Annotated in this window: 13 protein-coding genes; 11 read left to right on the forward strand and 2 right to left on the reverse strand. The window is 48.9% G+C overall.

Annotated elements, in window-relative coordinates:
* The first annotated feature begins 209 nt into the window (after window positions 1–209).
* The 8 genes from MHB85_RS01165 to MHB85_RS01200 all read left to right on the forward strand — a co-directional run bounded on the left by MHB85_RS01165 (window position 210) and on the right by MHB85_RS01200 (window position 13,545).
* Complete coding sequence (locus tag MHB85_RS01165) at window positions 210–1,187, forward strand: ABC transporter permease subunit (protein WP_192136190.1); 978 nt, start codon at window positions 210–212, stop codon at window positions 1,185–1,187.
* A gap of 15 nt (window positions 1,188–1,202) precedes the next feature.
* Window positions 1,203–2,111, forward strand: coding sequence for a carbohydrate ABC transporter permease (locus MHB85_RS01170; RefSeq protein ID WP_091012102.1), 909 nt, complete (start codon window positions 1,203–1,205; stop codon window positions 2,109–2,111).
* A 129-nt stretch (window positions 2,112–2,240) separates the two neighbouring features.
* Window positions 2,241–3,878 carry an extracellular solute-binding protein gene (locus tag MHB85_RS01175; RefSeq protein ID WP_192136189.1) on the forward strand — a complete coding sequence of 546 codons (1,638 nt, stop codon included), beginning with the start codon at window positions 2,241–2,243 and terminating at the stop codon, window positions 3,876–3,878.
* Window positions 3,879–4,056: 178 nt separating this feature from the next.
* Window positions 4,057–6,276: a helix-turn-helix domain-containing protein gene (locus MHB85_RS01180; protein WP_341072246.1), complete on the forward strand. Its 2,220-nt coding sequence runs from the start codon at window positions 4,057–4,059 to the stop codon at window positions 6,274–6,276.
* Between the two features lie 50 nt (window positions 6,277–6,326).
* Window positions 6,327–8,639: a glycoside hydrolase family 3 N-terminal domain-containing protein gene (locus tag MHB85_RS01185; protein WP_341072248.1), complete on the forward strand. Its 2,313-nt coding sequence runs from the start codon at window positions 6,327–6,329 to the stop codon at window positions 8,637–8,639.
* Window positions 8,636–11,767, forward strand: coding sequence for an alpha-mannosidase (locus tag MHB85_RS01190; RefSeq protein ID WP_341072249.1), 3,132 nt, complete (start codon window positions 8,636–8,638; stop codon window positions 11,765–11,767). Before MHB85_RS01185 ends, MHB85_RS01190 begins: the two co-directional genes overlap by 4 nt.
* Window positions 11,768–11,784: 17 nt before the next feature.
* Entirely contained in the window at window positions 11,785–12,660 is an 876-nt protein-coding gene (locus tag MHB85_RS01195; RefSeq protein ID WP_091012110.1) for a sugar phosphate isomerase/epimerase family protein, read from the forward strand.
* Between the two features lie 12 nt (window positions 12,661–12,672).
* Window positions 12,673–13,545, forward strand: a complete 873-nt coding sequence (locus MHB85_RS01200; RefSeq protein WP_091012111.1) for a sugar phosphate isomerase/epimerase family protein — start codon at window positions 12,673–12,675, stop codon at window positions 13,543–13,545.
* A 48-nt stretch (window positions 13,546–13,593) separates the two neighbouring features.
* Here MHB85_RS01200 and MHB85_RS01205 read toward each other — a convergent pair whose 3' ends face one another.
* Together MHB85_RS01205 and MHB85_RS01210 are read right to left on the reverse strand one after the other, a co-directional pair.
* Window positions 13,594–14,355: a MerR family transcriptional regulator gene (locus MHB85_RS01205; RefSeq protein ID WP_307540647.1), complete on the reverse strand. Its 762-nt coding sequence runs from the start codon at window positions 14,353–14,355 to the stop codon at window positions 13,594–13,596.
* Window positions 14,356–14,371: 16 nt separating this feature from the next.
* On the reverse strand, window positions 14,372–15,247 hold the full coding sequence (locus MHB85_RS01210) for a CPBP family glutamic-type intramembrane protease (RefSeq protein WP_341072250.1): 876 nt from the start codon (window positions 15,245–15,247) through the stop codon (window positions 14,372–14,374).
* A gap of 177 nt (window positions 15,248–15,424) precedes the next feature.
* Between MHB85_RS01210 and MHB85_RS01215 the strand changes: the two genes are divergently transcribed.
* The 3 genes from MHB85_RS01215 (at window position 15,425) to MHB85_RS01225 (ending at window position 16,888) form a co-directional block, all read left to right on the forward strand.
* A complete protein-coding gene (locus MHB85_RS01215) occupies window positions 15,425–15,652 on the forward strand; it encodes a hypothetical protein (protein WP_017691180.1) in 228 nt (75 codons plus the stop codon).
* Window positions 15,653–15,767: 115 nt separating this feature from the next.
* Window positions 15,768–16,292: a hypothetical protein gene (locus MHB85_RS01220; protein ID WP_341072251.1), complete on the forward strand. Its 525-nt coding sequence runs from the start codon at window positions 15,768–15,770 to the stop codon at window positions 16,290–16,292.
* A gap of 167 nt (window positions 16,293–16,459) precedes the next feature.
* Complete coding sequence (locus MHB85_RS01225; RefSeq protein WP_124118268.1) at window positions 16,460–16,888, forward strand: VOC family protein; 429 nt, start codon at window positions 16,460–16,462, stop codon at window positions 16,886–16,888.
* Window positions 16,889–16,916: the final 28 nt, after the last annotated feature.

Raw genomic sequence — 16,916 nt, forward strand, 5'->3', positions numbered from 1 at the left:
CAAGGGTTTATGGAATAAAGAGAAGTCGGAGAAAATTGCAAATTGATAAAAGTTTACCGTGCGATGTACTATCAAATTAAGAAAGCGCTACCTGATATGAATGTTTACATCAATTAGGTTTGACAAGGAATTAAGAACAGAAAAAAGGATGTTTAAGGGATGTAAATGTAATGTATTATTACACTTGAGGTGTAGAAGGAGTGACGCAAATGAGTCGAGCTACGGAAAGCATACCCGCCAAGATGGAACTCCATCAGAGGAAACATGTGGAGCCCAAGCGGCAGCATCCATTCATCAAAAGCCTCAAGAAACACTGGGAGCTCTACCTGCTCGTGCTGCCCCCGGTGTTGTATCTGTTGATCTTCAAGTACATCCCTATGGTGGGTGTCCAGATTGCCTTCAAGGACTTCAGTGTGGTCAAAGGAATCTGGGGAAGCCCGTGGGTTGGATTCAAACATTTTGAAGCCTTCTTCCAATCTCCAAACTTCTGGCTGTTAATCAAAAACACGATAGGCATTAGCTTCTATTCCTTAATTGCGGGTTTCCCTATTCCCATCCTGCTGGCGCTGGCGCTGAATGAGATTCGAACGGGTTACTTCAAGAAGACCGTGCAAATGGTCACTTACGCTCCGCATTTTATCTCAACCGTTGTCATGGTATCCATTATCATTCTGATGCTCTCCCCACATGTGGGCGTGGTAGACAAGCTGTTCACACTGCTCGGCTTCCCAATGACCAACTTCATGGGCATTCCGGAATACTTCAAATCGATCTATGTCTGGTCAGGTGTGTGGCAGGGCATGGGATATTCATCCATCATATATATCGCAGCTCTTGCTGGTGTTGATCCATCTCTCTATGAAGCAGCAAAGATGGACGGCGCATCAAGGCTTCGGAAAATATGGCACATTGACCTTCCAACACTCGTTCCAGTCACGGTTATCATGCTGATTCTGAGTCTGGGCAGCATTATGGGCGTGGGCTTTGAGAAAATATACCTGATGCAGAATCCACTCAACACAAGCGCTTCGGAGGTCATCTCCACGTATGTGTACAAGGTGGGTCTGATCGGAGCCAATTTCAGCTTCTCCTCGGCAGTAGGGTTCTTTAACTCCATTATCAACTTGATCCTGCTGGTTATCGTCAACGGCATATCGCGCAAAGTATCCCAGAACAGCTTGTGGTAAAGGAGGAGCTTATCCATGTTCAACCTGATTAATCGTAACCGGATCAAGGACCCGCTTGGTGACCGCATTTTCATGACACTTAACTACATCTTTCTGTTCGCCATACTTCTAACGGTGTTTTACCCGCTCTTGTATATCATCAGTTCTTCGTTCAGCTCTTCACGAGCCGTGACATCCGGCCAGGTGTGGCTGTTCCCGGTCGACTTTAACATCAAGGCGTACATCTCCATTTTCAAAAGCCAACAGCTTATGCTCGGTTTTTATAACACGATCATTTATACCGTGGTGGGCACGTTCATTAACGTGACGCTGACTGTCATGCTGGCGTATCCCTTGTCCCGTAAGTCATTCTACGGACGAGGAGCCATTATCATTTTCATGATGATCACAATGTTCTTCGATGGCGGTCTGATCCCCACCTACCTCTTGATGAAGGACTTGCACTTGCTGGATACACGCTGGGCGATGTGGCTGCCCGGGGCGCTCGCAGTATTCCAGGTCATCGTGGCAAGGACTTTCTTCCAATCTTCCATCCCGGAAGAACTCGGGGAGGCCGCCGAAATGGACGGTTGCCGGGATATCCGGTATCTGATCAGCGTAGTTCTTCCCTTATCAAAGCCCATTCTGGCAGTCATGACACTCATGTATGCCGTAGGTCACTGGAATGCGTACTTTGATGCACTGATCTACCTGCGTTCCGAGAAATTGTTCCCTCTGCAATACGTGCTTCGCAATCTGCTCATCCTGAATGCGGCTGATCCGGCGATGCTCGCCAATACCAGCCAACAGATGCGGGATCAAGGGTTTGAGCAGGTGTTGAAATATGCACTGATCGTTGTCGCAAGTATTCCCATTCTGATCATGTATCCATTTGTACAGAAACATTTTGTTAAAGGGGTCATGGTTGGTTCCCTGAAAGGTTAATCCTTGTGAGTTAAGCCCGGTTGCCTCTTGAAAGGAGGTGGAAGGAACACGCCGGCTTCCGGGATCGATTTTATACACGTGCAGTACAAGTCAATAATTTGCCGTTATGAACAAAAAGGAGGAGTCAGATTGAGAAAATCTTGGATTTCGATGTTGTTTCTGGTCTTTGCTTCGATGGCTTTGTTGTCCGCATGCAGTTCATCCGAGGAGTCGGGTGGAAGTAGCGACGGTAGCGGGGAGAGCGGCGGTCCTGTAACTATGACCCTCTTTGCTCCGCAAGGCAAAGCGTCCATGGAAGAGAATGAATTCACCCAATTTATCGAAGACAAGTTCGACGTTACCCTAAAATGGGATCTGGCCCCAACGGACGCCTTGCAGGATCGCAGACAATTGCTGCTGGCCAGTGGTGATTATCCCGAAGTGTTTCTTCACGGCAAGTTCACCACCTCAGACCTTCAAACCTATGGAAAACAGGGCGTGTTCCTTCCGCTACAAGATCTGATTAAGGAGTATGGTCCGAACCTGACCAAGATTATGGAAGAGAAGCCATACTTCAAAGAAGCCATTACGGCGCCGGATGGCAACATCTATGCACTGCCGATCTTCAATGAATGTTACCACTGTACGTATGCACAGAAATACTGGATCAACACAGAATGGCTCGATAATCTGGGTCTGAAAATGCCAACAACAACCGATGAACTGTATACCGTTCTGAAGGCGTTTAAGACACAGGATCCCAACGGTAACGGGAAAGCGGACGAGATTCCACTTACGGGTGCACCGAACAAGTATGTATGGAATGGCAACATTGATGCCTATCTGATGAATAGTTTCATATACAATGACAACGACAAGTACCTGATCGTGAACGATGGCAAGGTGAGTTTTGCCGCCAATCAGGAAGGATGGAAGAAAGGGCTGGAGTACATGAACAAGCTGTATGCAGATGGCCTGATTGATCCAGCTTCCTTCACGCAGAACGATCAGGCGATTGGACAGCTGGGGAACAAAGAAGGCGATGAAGTGGTAGGTTCCATTACGACGGCGCTGGTCAGCTATCTCGTAAATACCTATGACAAAGACATCACTCGTCACCAGCACTGGGATATTGTCCCTCCATTGAAAGGGCCGGATGGCGTGCAGACAACAGGCGCCACACAGAGCGTGGGTGAGTTTGAGTTTGCCATCACGAACAAAGCGACAGAAGCACAGCAGATTGCCGCCATCAAAATCGTAGATTACATGTTCAGTGAAGAAGGTGCGCTGTACGCGGAGTATGGACCAACCGAAGGCAAGGGCTGGAAGAAGGCAGATGCTGATGAGAAAAACATCAATGGCGAGCCGGCCAAATACAGCTACTACAACCTGCCTGAGCGTGATCCGAACGTTGTTGTGAACGAGAGCTGGTCACAGATCGGAGCGCATGACTTGTCCAACTCGTTCCGTAATCTGTTTGCCGAAGGGCAGAATCCTTTAGAAGCAGAGGGTTATGGTACACGTCTGGCGCAAGCTACCAATGTGTATGAACCCTATGCACCAAAAGAAGTATACCCTGCGAACGTGTTTATCCGTCCAGAGGATACGGAATCAGCTGCACAACTGACTACGGCCATCAAGGATTATGTGCAGACAAATATGGCGCAGTTCATTATCGGTAGCAAGAGCATTGATAAGGAATGGGATGCATATGTCAAAGGCTTCGATGGTCTTGGGCTGAGTAATTATCTTGAGATCTACCAGCGCGCCATTGAGAAGAATCAATAATTGTTGAAGGATTCAATATAGAGGCTGTCCCGTCTGTCACCCGTGACCGGGACAGTCTTCTCCTATGACAACCCCACGTCATCCGATATAATGTACTGAATATTTATGGAAAATTAGCGATCAGCACAAATGATTGTCGTCATTCAGCATGAACAGTAATGGTGGGGGGATCTCGGAGATGAACAACAATTGGTTTAGACGTTTGCTGTTATCGTATCTGCCTGTTTTCTTTATTGTGACGACCATTCTATTCTTTATTTTCTTCCAGGTCTTCAATGAACAGAACCGTAGAGAAGCGCTTAAGGCCAATGAATTCCTGGCCTCACAGGTCACACAATATCTGGACAACTCTTTGCGCTCCATTGACTTCAAGGTACTGCGTGAGATTTTGACCAACCCTAACTTGAAGAATTATTTCTCGGTATCTGGCAGCGATGATGTGTATGCCGGCATTCAGGCGGTCCAGGTAGTTGATGAATTGAAAATAGAGTATCCGCTGATCGATTCGATATATCTCGTTCGATATGGAGATGGCACGGTCTTCAGTAACGGGAAGGCTGTTCCCATTGAAGAGTTCCCGGATGCAGATTTTATTGCAGATAGCCGGACGAGGGATGAACAAAAGTGGGCAGGGGCACGAGCATTCCGGGCTTTCCCTTCACAAGCGACGGAGCAGGTGATTACGATTGTGCGAAGTGTAGGGAACGGCAAAGGACTGGTAGTCACCAATGTGGACTTGAGTACCCTGAGGAAGTCCATCATGCAGATGTATGATCCGGAATTTACGTTTGTAAACATCTTCAACCGTTCAGGCGGCAATCTGTGGGATAGCAGCATGCCGGAAGGGATTACAGCTTCCACTAAAACCACATCGGGAGAAGTCTTCTCCGAATTTACGTCGAGTTATAGCGGTTGGAAGGTGCAGACAGGTCTCAATAACGGAAAAATCGTCAAATGGGCGCTGCAATTTTATAATATCTGGTTTGCCTTTGCTGTAGTGGTTGTGTTGATTGGCGTGGTGTGGGTGATCTATGTGACCCGCAGAAACTACAAGCCGATTCAGCAGATTGTCACGTTAATTCAGACTGTCTCTTCGCAGAAACAATCCGGACTGAACTATGGCAAAGAGAATGAATTCCGTTTCATCCATACCACGCTGGAACGCATGATTGATCAGACGAGACAATATCAGGAGGAGCATGAAGAGAATCTGATTTTGCAGAAAAGGATGTTCTTTCAGGAGTTGCTTGAAGGCACACGAGACTTTACGAGCACGGAGCTGACAGCAGAGATGAAGAAGTTCAAGCTGCCTGAGCTGGAGCATCGTTGGGCCGTCATGGTAATTGAAATGGATCGGTATGATGCATTTGTGGCGGAGTATCATCATCAGGACCAATCCCTCCTGAAATTCGTGTTGTCCAGTATTCTGCAAGAGAGTGCACGCCATGAAGGCACGGAAGTATGGACTGAATGGATCTCCGATCAGCGTCTGTACGCCATCCTCTGGATGCCGGACATGGAACAGGCCGAGGAGACGGAGCATCGATTGCTGGCTGGTTATCTGGACAGAATCGATCAGTATCTGAACTTCACCGTGACCATTGGTGTGGGCCGGGTTGCTGTCGATATTCGGGGGTTGAGAGCTTCATTGAAAGAAGCTGTGCACGCGCTGGAGTACAAGGCTGTACTGGGGATAAATCGCATCATTCCGTGTAGCGATGTACCGAATTCGACCAATGATGTGTATGAGTTCCTGAAGACCATCTCACTGCTGGTACAGGCGATGCGTCTATCGGACGATGTGTGGGAAAAGCATTTTGAAAGACTGTTTGAACAAATCAGTGAGTCCGTTCTGTCCCGTCAGGAGATTATGAATACGATCCAATTGTTATTTCAACATTACAATCGGGAGTTCGCCGAACTTCCACGGGAGTACCAGGATTCGTGGGCCGCTATATTCACCCCGCTTCTCCCAAGGCTTGAGGGCTGGGAGACGTTAGACGATTTGCGTGAGCTGTGCTGGGAAGGGTTCCGGGAACTGGCCCTACAGATGAAGACGCTGCAATGTTCGCGTAAACACAGATCTCATATTCTCGAGATTCGCAAATACATCGAAGAGCATTACAATAATCCCGATCTGTCGCTGAACTACCTTAGTGATCGATTCGATATTAATCCGAAGTATCTGAGCAAGCTTTTCAAGGATGAGATTGGGGAGAAGTTCGTGGATCTGCTCATTAGTCATCGCATCGAAAAAGCCAAATTGCTCATGCAGGAGACCGATAAGGCCATTCAGGAAATCAGTGAAGAAGTGGGATATACCAACTATAATTCCTTCAATCGGGCTTTCAAGAACGTGGTGGGTGTAGCGCCAAGTGACTACCGTAAGGCCATGTGATGTAAGTGCACGAGCCTAACTAATTCCGAACGTATAAGGAGAATGTGCATATGGACTACAAAGATGCTTCGCTTCCCATTCAGGAGCGGGTTCAGGATCTGATCGGACGGATGACAACGGCAGAGAAGATTGGACAACTCATACAGCCGATGGGCTGGAAGACGTATGTGAAGGCAGCAGATGGCACAGTACAGGTCACGGAAGAGTTCGAAGCGGACATGGAACAGGGCGGAGTCGGTTCTCTGTATGGTGTGCTTCGGGCCGATCCATGGACTGAAGTAACGCTGGAGACAGGTCTGACACCACGACAAGGAGCCGTTGCCACGAATGTCATCCAGCAGTATGCCTTGGAGCATTCCCGACTGGGCATTCCCATTTTGTTCGGGGAAGAGTGCTCCCACGGTCATATGGCAATTGGAGCGACAGTTTTCCCCGTACCGTTAACGGTGGGCAGCACGTGGAATATGGAGTTATACCGCAAGATGTGTGAAGCCATCGCTGTGGAGACCCGGAGCCAGGGAGGAGCAGCAACGTATTCCCCGGTGCTTGATGTGGTGCGTGACCCGAGATGGGGACGGACGGAGGAATGTTTTGCCGAAGATCCATACCTGATTGGTGAATTTGCAGTAGAAGCCATGAAGGGACTACAGGGTGACCGCCTCGATTCCAACCAGACAATTGTGGCGACACTTAAGCATTTTGCGGCTTATGGCAGCTCAGAGGGTGGACGTAATGCTGCTCCAGTTCATATGGGATTACGTGAATTGCATGAAATAGATCTGTTGCCGTTCAAAAAAGCAGTGGAAGCCGGGGCTTGCTCCGTGATGACCGCGTATAACGAGATTGATGGCGTCCCTTGCACGTCAAGTACGTATCTGCTGAATGACCTGCTGCGTGAGCAGTGGGGTTTTGATGGGTTTGTGATTACTGATTTTGGCGCCATTCAGATGCTGGTTCATGGACATAACACCGCCGAGAACGGGGAGCAGGCCGTAGCGCAGTCCCTCCAGGCTGGGGTAGATATGGAGATGTCCGGGTACATGTACCGCAAACATCTTGGTCAGGCGTTGGAGCAGGGACTGATCGAAGAGAAGGACCTGGACTTGGCTGTGTGGCGGGTGCTGGAGATGAAATTCAGACTCGGGTTATTCGAGCAGCCTTTTGTAGATCCTGACTTTGCAGAGCAGGTCATCGGATGTGAGGATCATATTCAGTTGGCGAGGGAAGTTGCGCAAGAGGGGATTGTTTTACTGAAAAATGAAGGGGCGACATTGCCACTCTCCAAAACAGGTACGAAGTTAGCTGTCATTGGTCCGAATGCGAACCATATCTATAACCAACTTGGGGACTATACCTCGCCACAGCCGCGAGAACAGATCGTCACCGTACTGGATGGTATTACGCGCAAGCTTGGCGTGGATTCGGGTCAGGTGTTGTACGCACCGGGTTGCCGGATTAAAGGCGATTCCAAAGAGGGCTTTGCGCAAGCGCTCGCCTGTGCGGAACAGGCCGATGTCATCGTGATGGTGATGGGTGGTTCCAGCGCCCGCGATTTTGGTGAAGACACGATCGACTTGCGGACAGGAGCGTCCGTGGTAACCGATGACCCATGGAATGATATGGAGTGCGGCGAAGGCATTGACCGGGCTTCCCTGAATCTCATGGGTGTTCAATTGGAGCTGGTGCAGGAGGTTCATAAGCTGGGGAAACCCGTTATCGTGGTGTATATTAACGGCCGCCCCATTGCTGAACCTTGGATTGATGAGCATGTCCATGCCATTGTGGAAGCGTGGTACCCCGGGCAGGAAGGTGGTAACGCCATCGCAGATATTCTGTTTGGCGATGTGAATCCATCTGGCCGCCTTACCGTCTCCATTCCCAAGCATGTTGGGCAACTTCCGGTCTACTATCATGCCAAGCGCACGCGTGGCAAGCGGTATCTGGAGATGGACCTTGCACCGCAGTATCCGTTCGGCTATGGACTGAGCTACACCGAATTCACATATGAGAATGTTAGGGTAGTACCGGAAGTGATCGGGCCAGAAGATGAAGCACAGGTGATGGTTGAAGTCACGAATACTGGAGCGGTTGCGGGAAGTGAAGTTGTGCAATTGTACATCACGGATGTATCGGCTTCGGTCACTCGGGCTGAAATGTCACTGAAAGGTTTTCGTAAAATCCATCTGGAGCCAGGACAGACTCATACCGTTACATTCCCTGTGCAAAAAGAACACCTCGCACTGATCGACTCCCGTCTCCAGTCTGTCGTAGAACCGGGTGAATTCAGGCTCATGGTTGGCCGCAATTCTGCTGACTGGACCGCTTGCAGTCTGCACATTCAGAAGGTGGGGGTGGAGGTATGATTCGGATTCAACGATTCATTGAGGATATGAACCGGTCGCAGTGGCTGGATACGATTGAGCTTCCAGAATGGCATATGCAGAAGGCCCGGTACATTCGGCCAGGGGAATACGAGTATGAGCAGGGATATGAACATAAAGATGAGCGTCCAGACAAGGCTATGCAGAGCTTGAATCCGCTGAACAGCGTACACGGAACGACGTATTTTCTGAGTAAACGTGTGGAGATTCCGGACAGTTGGCAGGATCAAGCCATTGGGTTGATTTTTGAGACTGGAGGAGAAGGGCTGCTGAAGGTGAATGGCTTGCCTTATCACGGACTGGATCGGAATCACGGATTCGTACCGCTTCCGAGAAGTCGAGTAGGGAATACGCCGCAGTTGGAGATTGAACTCTACGACCCGATCCCGGAGCCGCATGATCCACTCAATCGACAAGCTGTGATTCAGCCGCCTATTCAGGGCATCCGTACAGCATTGGTTCATATCAATCAGCCCTTGCAGAGCCTGATGTATAGCGTGACGGTACTCGCCGAGTCGCTCCGGGCATATAACGAGAAGGAGCCCAAGCGGATGGCACTTGTTCAGGCCATTCACCAGGTGATGGATGAGATGTACAATAATCCGGACCGCTGGACTGATGCAGCATGGATACAGAATTTTGAACATGGACTGGTACAGTCGGTACAGCAGGAAGACCCGGAGGAATATCGAAGTGGCTTCATGCATCTGGTTGGACAATCCCACATTGATATTGCCTGGCTGTGGCCTGTGCGAGAGACGGTTCGCAAGTCTAGTCGCACGTTCTCGACCATGTGTACCTTGATGGACACGTATCCGGATTTTGTGTATTCCCAGAGCCAGCCGCAGCTGTATGCCTTCGTGAAAGAGCATTACCCGGAGCTGTACGAGCGAATTAAAGCACGCATTGCTGAAGGCCGCTGGGAGTTGGTCGGAGGCATGTGGGTGGAGCCGGATCTGAACATTCCGAGTGGCGAGTCGTTGGTCCGGCAGATTCTGTATGGACAGAACTTCTACCAGGCGGAGTTTGGCAGACGCTCCAACATTGAGTGGCTGCCCGATACTTTTGGCTACTGTGCTTCCTTGCCGCAGATGCTGAAGCTTGCGAATATTCCTTATTTTATGACCACCAAGCTGAATTGGAATGACACCAACGCGTTTCCTTATGACCTCTTCGACTGGGTAGGCATTGATGGAACTTCAGTGCTTGCCTATCTGAATCATGGGGTGAATGAGCATACGCGGCCCAAAGATGTGGATGAACATTGGCAATCGTACAAACAGAAGGATGTGCATCCCGAGCAGATGTTGCTCTACGGACATGGCGATGGTGGCGGCGGTGTGACGAATGAGATGGTGGAGTTTGCAGAGCGATCCCACTTGATGGTCGGGCAGCCAATCAGCAAATTCAGCACGGCAGACGCTTTTTTTGAAGACATATCTTCCAATAATCCAACGTTGCCAAAGTGGCACGGGGACTTGTACCTGGAGTTACACCGGGGAACCTATACGACCCATGCGAGGAACAAACGTAGCAATCGAAAGGCAGAGGTATTGTACCGGGAAGCGGAGATCTGGGGGCAATTTGCCAAAGCTTGCGCTGTACACACGAAGAATGACCTGGATGAAGGCTGGAAGCTGATCATGCTCAACCAATTCCATGACATTATTCCGGGAACATCGATTCCTGAAGTATACGTAACGTCCACCGAGGAGTACACGAAGGTATTTACATTAGGTACATCCGCACTGCGAGAAACGCTGGATATCCTTGCGGAGAACATTGCAACCGATGAAGCTGATGGTCTTCCCTACATTATATTTAACAGCCTCGGCTGGGAACGTGGAGAAAACATCACCATCACAGGGGGTGCTCACCTCGCTGAGTTGGCTGCATTTGATCGTCAAGGAAACCGTCTGGCCTGTGATCTGGAGCAAAAGGAAGACAAGTATACGCTGCTCGTGCATGTTCCATCGATTCCTGCTTTTGGGTATACAACCATATGGCTGCGTGAGGCATCGGATGTTATCCTTCCAGTAAGGGAAGAAGAAACTTTCCCTTCCACATGGGAAACCGAATTTTACACGCTTGAGTTCAACGACTTGGGAGAGATCACCAAGTGGTATGACAAAACGGTAGGACGCGACTGGCTGAAGCCCGGTGATCGGGCGAATGAGTGGCAGTTTTTCCACGATAAGCCGACGTACTGGGATGCCTGGGATATCGATCCACGGTTTGAATCGCAGCGGGCAGGTGTGGTGCAGTTGATCTCCAGAGAGGTTGTGCAGCGCGGAGCTACGCGAGATGTGCTGCGTTATGTGTGGAAGCTGAATCAATCGGAGATCAGCCAGGATATCATTTTGCATCACCACCAGCGGCGTGTTGATTTCCATACGAAAGTGAACTGGAATGAGAGTCATAAGCTGCTCAAGGTGGCATTTCCGGTGGATCTGGTGGCAGCCAAAGCAGCCTATGAAATCCCGTTTGGAGCGTTGGAGCGTCCAACCCATAACAACACCAGTTGGGAGCAGGCGCAGTTCGAGGTCTGCGGTCATCGCTGGGCGAATATCTCAGAGGGTAACAGTGGTGTGAGTTTGCTGAATGATTGCAAGTACGGATACGACATCAAGGATCGGACGATCCGCCTGTCCCTGCTTCGCGCCCCGAAATGGCCGGATGAACATGCCGATCAGGGCGAACATGAATTCACATATTCGTTCCTGCCACATCAGGGGAATTGGCGACAAGCTGCTGTCGTTCGCCGCGCAATGGAGCTTAATCATCCGGTGGAAGTTGTTGTAGCGAGCCCGTCTTCAGGTCACTTGCCAGCTGAACATGCTTGGGTTAAGTTCCACAGTGAGCATGTCATTCTGGATGCAATCAAACCCGCGGAAGACGGCTCGGGAACGGTTCTGCGTTTCTACGAGTCCTCAGGAGGTAGAGAAACGGTACAGGTCGAATGGGTTAAAAGAGAAATTAAGGCGTCTGTCATTAATCTGCTGGAGGATGAGATCCATCCGTTGGCTTGTCCGAACGGCACATTCGAACTGACATTCAAACCGTATGAAATTAAGTCAGTGAAACTTGTTCCAGTGAATCCAAATACGTAATCTTCAGGAGGTATGACATGAAATTAACGAATAAGATCGGTGTCATCGTGGATAGCTTTGGCGTAGGTGTGCGGGAAGGGTTAAACAAGGCGAAAGACGTAGGTGCAGAAGGTGTGCAGATATACGCCGTCAAGGGAGAGATGGACCCTGAAAATTTGTCACCTGCGGCGCGCAAGGAGCTGAAGAGTTACATCGATTCGCTGGGTCTCGAAATTTCAGCACTGGTTGGTGACCTTGGCGGACATGGTTTTCAGGTCAAGGAAGATAATCCGTGGAAAGTGGAGAAATCGAAGCGGATCGTGGATCTGGCCCTCGATCTGGGTACCAACATCGTCACAACACATATCGGCATTGTTCCACATGACCCTTCATCGGAAGTTTATGCCACGCTGCATGCTTCTTGTGAGGAACTGGGTCAGTACGCCAAAAGTGTTGGCGCATATTTTGCCATTGAGACAGGGCCGGAAACGGCTGCTGACTTAAAAGGATTCCTGGATACACTGTCGACCAACGGGGTATCGGTGAATTTTGACCCGGCAAATATGGTGATGGTGACTGGAGATGATCCGGCGCAGGGCGTTCGTCTGCTTAAGGATTACATCGTACATACCCATGTGAAGGATGGTGTGCGGTTGAAGGAAGTCGACCCACGAGACGTATACGGAGCGGTCGGTTATGCGCCTATGGATCACGAAAAAATTGCCGAGATGGTCTCGTCCGGAACGTTCTTTCGTGAGGTTCCTCTGGGTGAGGGTGGCGTTGATTTTGATGGATACTTTGCAGCGCTTCAGGAGATTGGCTACACCGGTTATCTGACGATTGAGCGCGAGGTAGGGAATCAGCCGGAGCAGGACATTCGTAAGGCGGTTCGATTCATCCAACAATATCGATAGGGAGCTGAGCAGATGAAAGTGGGCCTGAGCACGTACAGTTTGTTGAACGATTTGAATTCCGGTGAGATGACGGTGCTGGATGTGATCGACTGGATTGCGGCGAACGGTGGAGAGCATATGGAGATGGTACCTTACGGTTATACCGTGGAGGATAATCACGATCTGGCGGATGCGATTCGGGAACGGGCAGCGTCTGCAGGTATTGAACTGTCCAACTATTCGATGCCAGCCAATTTCGTGCAGGAGACGGAAGAGGCGTTTGAAGAAGAGATGGCCCGGGTCAAAAGGCATGTGGATGTGGTACACCGGATGGGTGTGAAACATATGCGTCATGACGTCACGGCGTTTACCCTGCCAAAGGAGAAGATGACCATCGCCTGGTTCGAGGACCATCTGCCGCTGATGGTGCGGGGAAGCCAGATCATTGCGGACTATGCTGCGCAGTTTGGTATCACCACAACCATTGAGAATCACGGCTTCAGCGTGCAGGCGAGTGACCGGGTGCAGCGTGTGCTGCATGCTGTGGACCGTCCGAACTTCAAAACAACACTCGATATTGGCAACTTCATGTGTGTGGATGAGAATCCGATCATCGGCGTCATGAAAAATCTGCCGTACGCTTCTCTGGTCCACTTCAAAGATTTTTACTTCCGTCCTTATGATGAGCATCCGGGTGAGGGTGAATGGTTCACGACAGCCTATGGCAACTTCCTGCGTGGGGCCATCGTTGGACAAGGGGACATTCCGATTCGTAAAATTGTTAAGTTGATCAAAGACTCCGGCTATGATGGCAACATTACGGTGGAGTTCGAGGGTATGGAGGAATGCAAATCCGCATCCAAAATCGCCATGGACAACCTGCGACGCTTCTGGGAAGAGGCGTAACGAAGCATAAAGAGGGAATGGATCAAGGGCCACTTTTCGAAGTGGCTCTTATTGTTGATCATCAGGATTCTGGACTGCCCATCGATCCAGGATCATTTCGATGTAACGCATGGTTTCCGTTGTCATACCATATACACGAGCTGACTGATCATCCTCTGGGGTTATATAATCCCAATATTTTTCTGCCAATTCTGCATTCCCTTGAAAAGTCCTTTCAGCATAATCAGAGATTCGGATGGCCAGTAATCGTGAGGCTTCGGAATCCGGAGGTTCCATCTTGCATGTATGAATATCTTTAAGAATATCGGCCCATTCCATGGATAGTGAATTGTTCTGATTATTCAGAGGTAACGATTCCATTTCTTCAGGTGTAAAAACATCTTGACGGAACCTGCTCGGAGGCTGATCCAGTTCACGGATGAAACCCAACATCTCATCCAGACTGATTGTACCGGAGGCTCTGATGGCATATATGGTTGAAAAAAGAAGATGCTCGACCTTGCTTAATCTCTCCTGCTGTTCCTTGACGACGGCCAGTTGTTGTTCCAACGTATTATTCCATAAAGTGAGAGTACTCTCTGGTTCGGAGCGAGCAGCATCCTGATCGAGGAATTCTCCAATCTCATTCAATTTAAAATGCATTTTCTTCAGAATGGTAATCTGCTGAAGCCGTAAAATATCCTTTTCACCATATAAACGATACTGATTGATCTCGTTACGGGCCGGTCGCAGTAAACCCAGCTTCTCATAATAATGCAGTGTTCGGATGGATACTCCGGTATGTTTGGATAGTTGTCCAACGGTATACAACAGGCAGAGCCCTCCCTCATGATTTATGTATTCTCCACCAGCGCCATGCATTGAGCACCGCCAGAATGATTCCACCGACGAAGATTATCATCATATACAAAATAAATATTTCGGCCAACCCATTATCTTGCGCAGTATAACTTAACAATGCCGGTCTATCACCTGGCACAACAACGAATCGGGCTACTTCCAGGTAAGCGATATGAAATCCGATGGATGCCCATAAAGATCCGGTCAAACTGCGCAGAAGCTGTAACGTAACACCATAGGTCAAGAGCAGGATCATATAATCCAAGGTTATCCGGTTTCCTGCATCCATACCGACGATCTCTTGCAATAGGCTGACACTCATCGGAACCAGCAGAAAGAGTATGATTTGAGTTACATAAGCGAAAAACACAGGAAGTCGGAGTCTGAAGCGTAATCCATCATAGACCATGCCTCGCATGGATAGTTCCTCTGGCAAAGCTTCATACAAGAAAGCAATACAACTATTAAGTAAGACAGCAAGCAAGAACTCGGCTGAAAAGTGCCACTCCGTAATCGTAATCCAGTTGTTCATACTAGCTATCGCTAACCCAATGAAGGCCAGAGAAGTGGCAAATAATGCGCCAGAGAGCAAGTGAATTATGCTTTTTCCTGTCAGAGGAAGAAGAACGGACTTCATATGGAAGTGTCTTCGAATGACGAATAGTACGGGCAAGACGATACTAATCATGACAACAGCTTGAGTGAGATGAACCATCCATTCAGTAGCACCAATAGTGCTGACAAACTCCCCTGCGAGTGTAGCAAAAAACAGACCCAATGTCATCGTTAACCAACTCATTCCAATAATGGATATTCCACTGCTGCGTCGTTTCTTGGTTACATGTTCAGGTGACATACTCATGCTAATCCCCTCCTGAAGCCAGTATGAACCCTCGAGTTAGCGTCAGGGTCAAGCAGGAAATATGCCTATCAGAATATGGTTCTGCACAAGGATTAAGTTACGAGCAGCACAAGTGTGGTATACTGGATATATTCAGCCTGATAATAACTGGCTATGGATAGGAGATGTCACTGATCTATGCAGGTATTCGAGGACTGGAATCAGAAAGTAAAGAGGACGTTTAATGCTACGAACCCCGAGGTAGTGTTGACGGTATCGGAAGCTGGAAGTTTGCTTGGTTTGACCAAAGACCAGATGAAACTGTACGTGGACAAGAACAAACTAACGAAGGTCCCGATCATGAGAAGTGTTCACCGATACCTCTTATTGAAAAGTGAAATAGATAACATCGTTCAAGCTCGATAACTTCATAGGATTGAACACAACCATTTTACCGATAGGATTCGGGAGAGTGGTCTTTTTTTTATCGGAAAGGGGACGGAACGTGCTGAATAAAGTGTCAAATTGGTTCTATCAGCGGGTGAATTGGAAATGGGTTGCAGCTGCAGTTGTTGTATTTGCCTGTTTTATTGTATTTATTCTGCCCTGGCAGGCGGCAAAGTCGGAGAAAGCGACAGGTGGCGGGCAGTCCCCGGACAGCTCTTTTTTGTACACCGCGGATAAACTTTATCAGATGGCTGAGCAGTATGGAGAAGCAGGGCGGAGCGCCTATATCCATGCACGGTTCACATTTGACCTCATATGGCCGTTGGCCTATCTGTTGTTATTGGTCGTTCTGTTATCAGTACTCTATCGCGTGCTTCCGGTGAAGAGTCGCTGGCGCTGGGTGAATCTGATTCCAGTCTTAGGTTGGGCTATGGATATGCTTGAAAATATAGGTGCGTCTCTGATCATGTATCGTTATCCCGAACGTACGCCTGTGCTTGCTGAACTCACTCCGGTATTTACCTTGTTGAAATGGTGTCTGATCTATGCCAGTTTTGCAGCACTGGTTCCGGGTGTTCTGATCACGGTTCTCTGCTATATACGCAGGCGCAAGAAGTAATGGAGAGACGGATGGATTAAAAATATATTGGTAACCCTAATCGTGTAAAAGTCCGCAGAGATGAGTGCAGAAATATATGCTTGTCAAAGGACAACCTGTTCATATATACTCATGTCGCAAGTGGCGTGAATCGTATAATTACATGAGCCCAAGGAGATGAAGAACGCATGTCGATCAGCTTGAATGTGTATCTGATAACAGACGGTAATGGACGTGAAGCGGTAGATTTTTATCAAAAGGCATTTGGAGCGGAAGTGCTTGCGCTTCAAACATTTGGTGACGGTCCATCTGACCCGAATCATCCCATCCCGCCAGAAGCGAAAGACCGTATTATGCATGCTTCTTTGCAGATTGGCAGCTCGGTATTAATGTTGTCCGACACATTTCCAGGCATGCCGTACACCATAGGTAATCATGTTAGTATTACTGTGAACACGGATACTGTGGATGAAGCCAAAGCTATTTTCAGCCAACTGGAAGATGGCGGCGTAGTGGAAATGGCGATACAAGAGACGTTCTGGAGTCCAGCCTACGGCACGGTTGTCGACAAATTCGGCGTACATTTTCAGATCAGTGCTAAACCGGGACAAGCTTAAGAGCGTACTCTTCGCTAATATAGCCTAC

Origin of the sequence: Paenibacillus sp. FSL K6-4396, from assembly GCF_038002525.1 — a bacterium.
Classification (GTDB): Bacteria; Bacillota; Bacilli; order Paenibacillales; family Paenibacillaceae; genus Paenibacillus; species Paenibacillus amylolyticus_B.

Coding starts and splice junctions, on each gene's coding strand:
- MHB85_RS01165 (WP_192136190.1), top strand. CDS start 210: ATGAGTCGAGCTACGGAAAGCATACCCGCCAAGATGGAACTCCATCAG.
- MHB85_RS01170 (WP_091012102.1), top strand. CDS start 1,203: ATGTTCAACCTGATTAATCGTAACCGGATCAAGGACCCGCTTGGTGAC.
- MHB85_RS01180 (WP_341072246.1), top strand. CDS start 4,057: ATGAACAACAATTGGTTTAGACGTTTGCTGTTATCGTATCTGCCTGTT.
- MHB85_RS01185 (WP_341072248.1), top strand. CDS start 6,327: ATGGACTACAAAGATGCTTCGCTTCCCATTCAGGAGCGGGTTCAGGAT.
- MHB85_RS01190 (WP_341072249.1), top strand. CDS start 8,636: ATGATTCGGATTCAACGATTCATTGAGGATATGAACCGGTCGCAGTGG.
- MHB85_RS01195 (WP_091012110.1), top strand. CDS start 11,785: ATGAAATTAACGAATAAGATCGGTGTCATCGTGGATAGCTTTGGCGTA.
- MHB85_RS01200 (WP_091012111.1), top strand. CDS start 12,673: ATGAAAGTGGGCCTGAGCACGTACAGTTTGTTGAACGATTTGAATTCC.
- MHB85_RS01210 (WP_341072250.1), bottom strand. CDS start 15,247: ATGAGTATGTCACCTGAACATGTAACCAAGAAACGACGCAGCAGTGGA.
- MHB85_RS01215 (WP_017691180.1), top strand. CDS start 15,425: ATGCAGGTATTCGAGGACTGGAATCAGAAAGTAAAGAGGACGTTTAAT.
- MHB85_RS01225 (WP_124118268.1), top strand. CDS start 16,460: ATGTCGATCAGCTTGAATGTGTATCTGATAACAGACGGTAATGGACGT.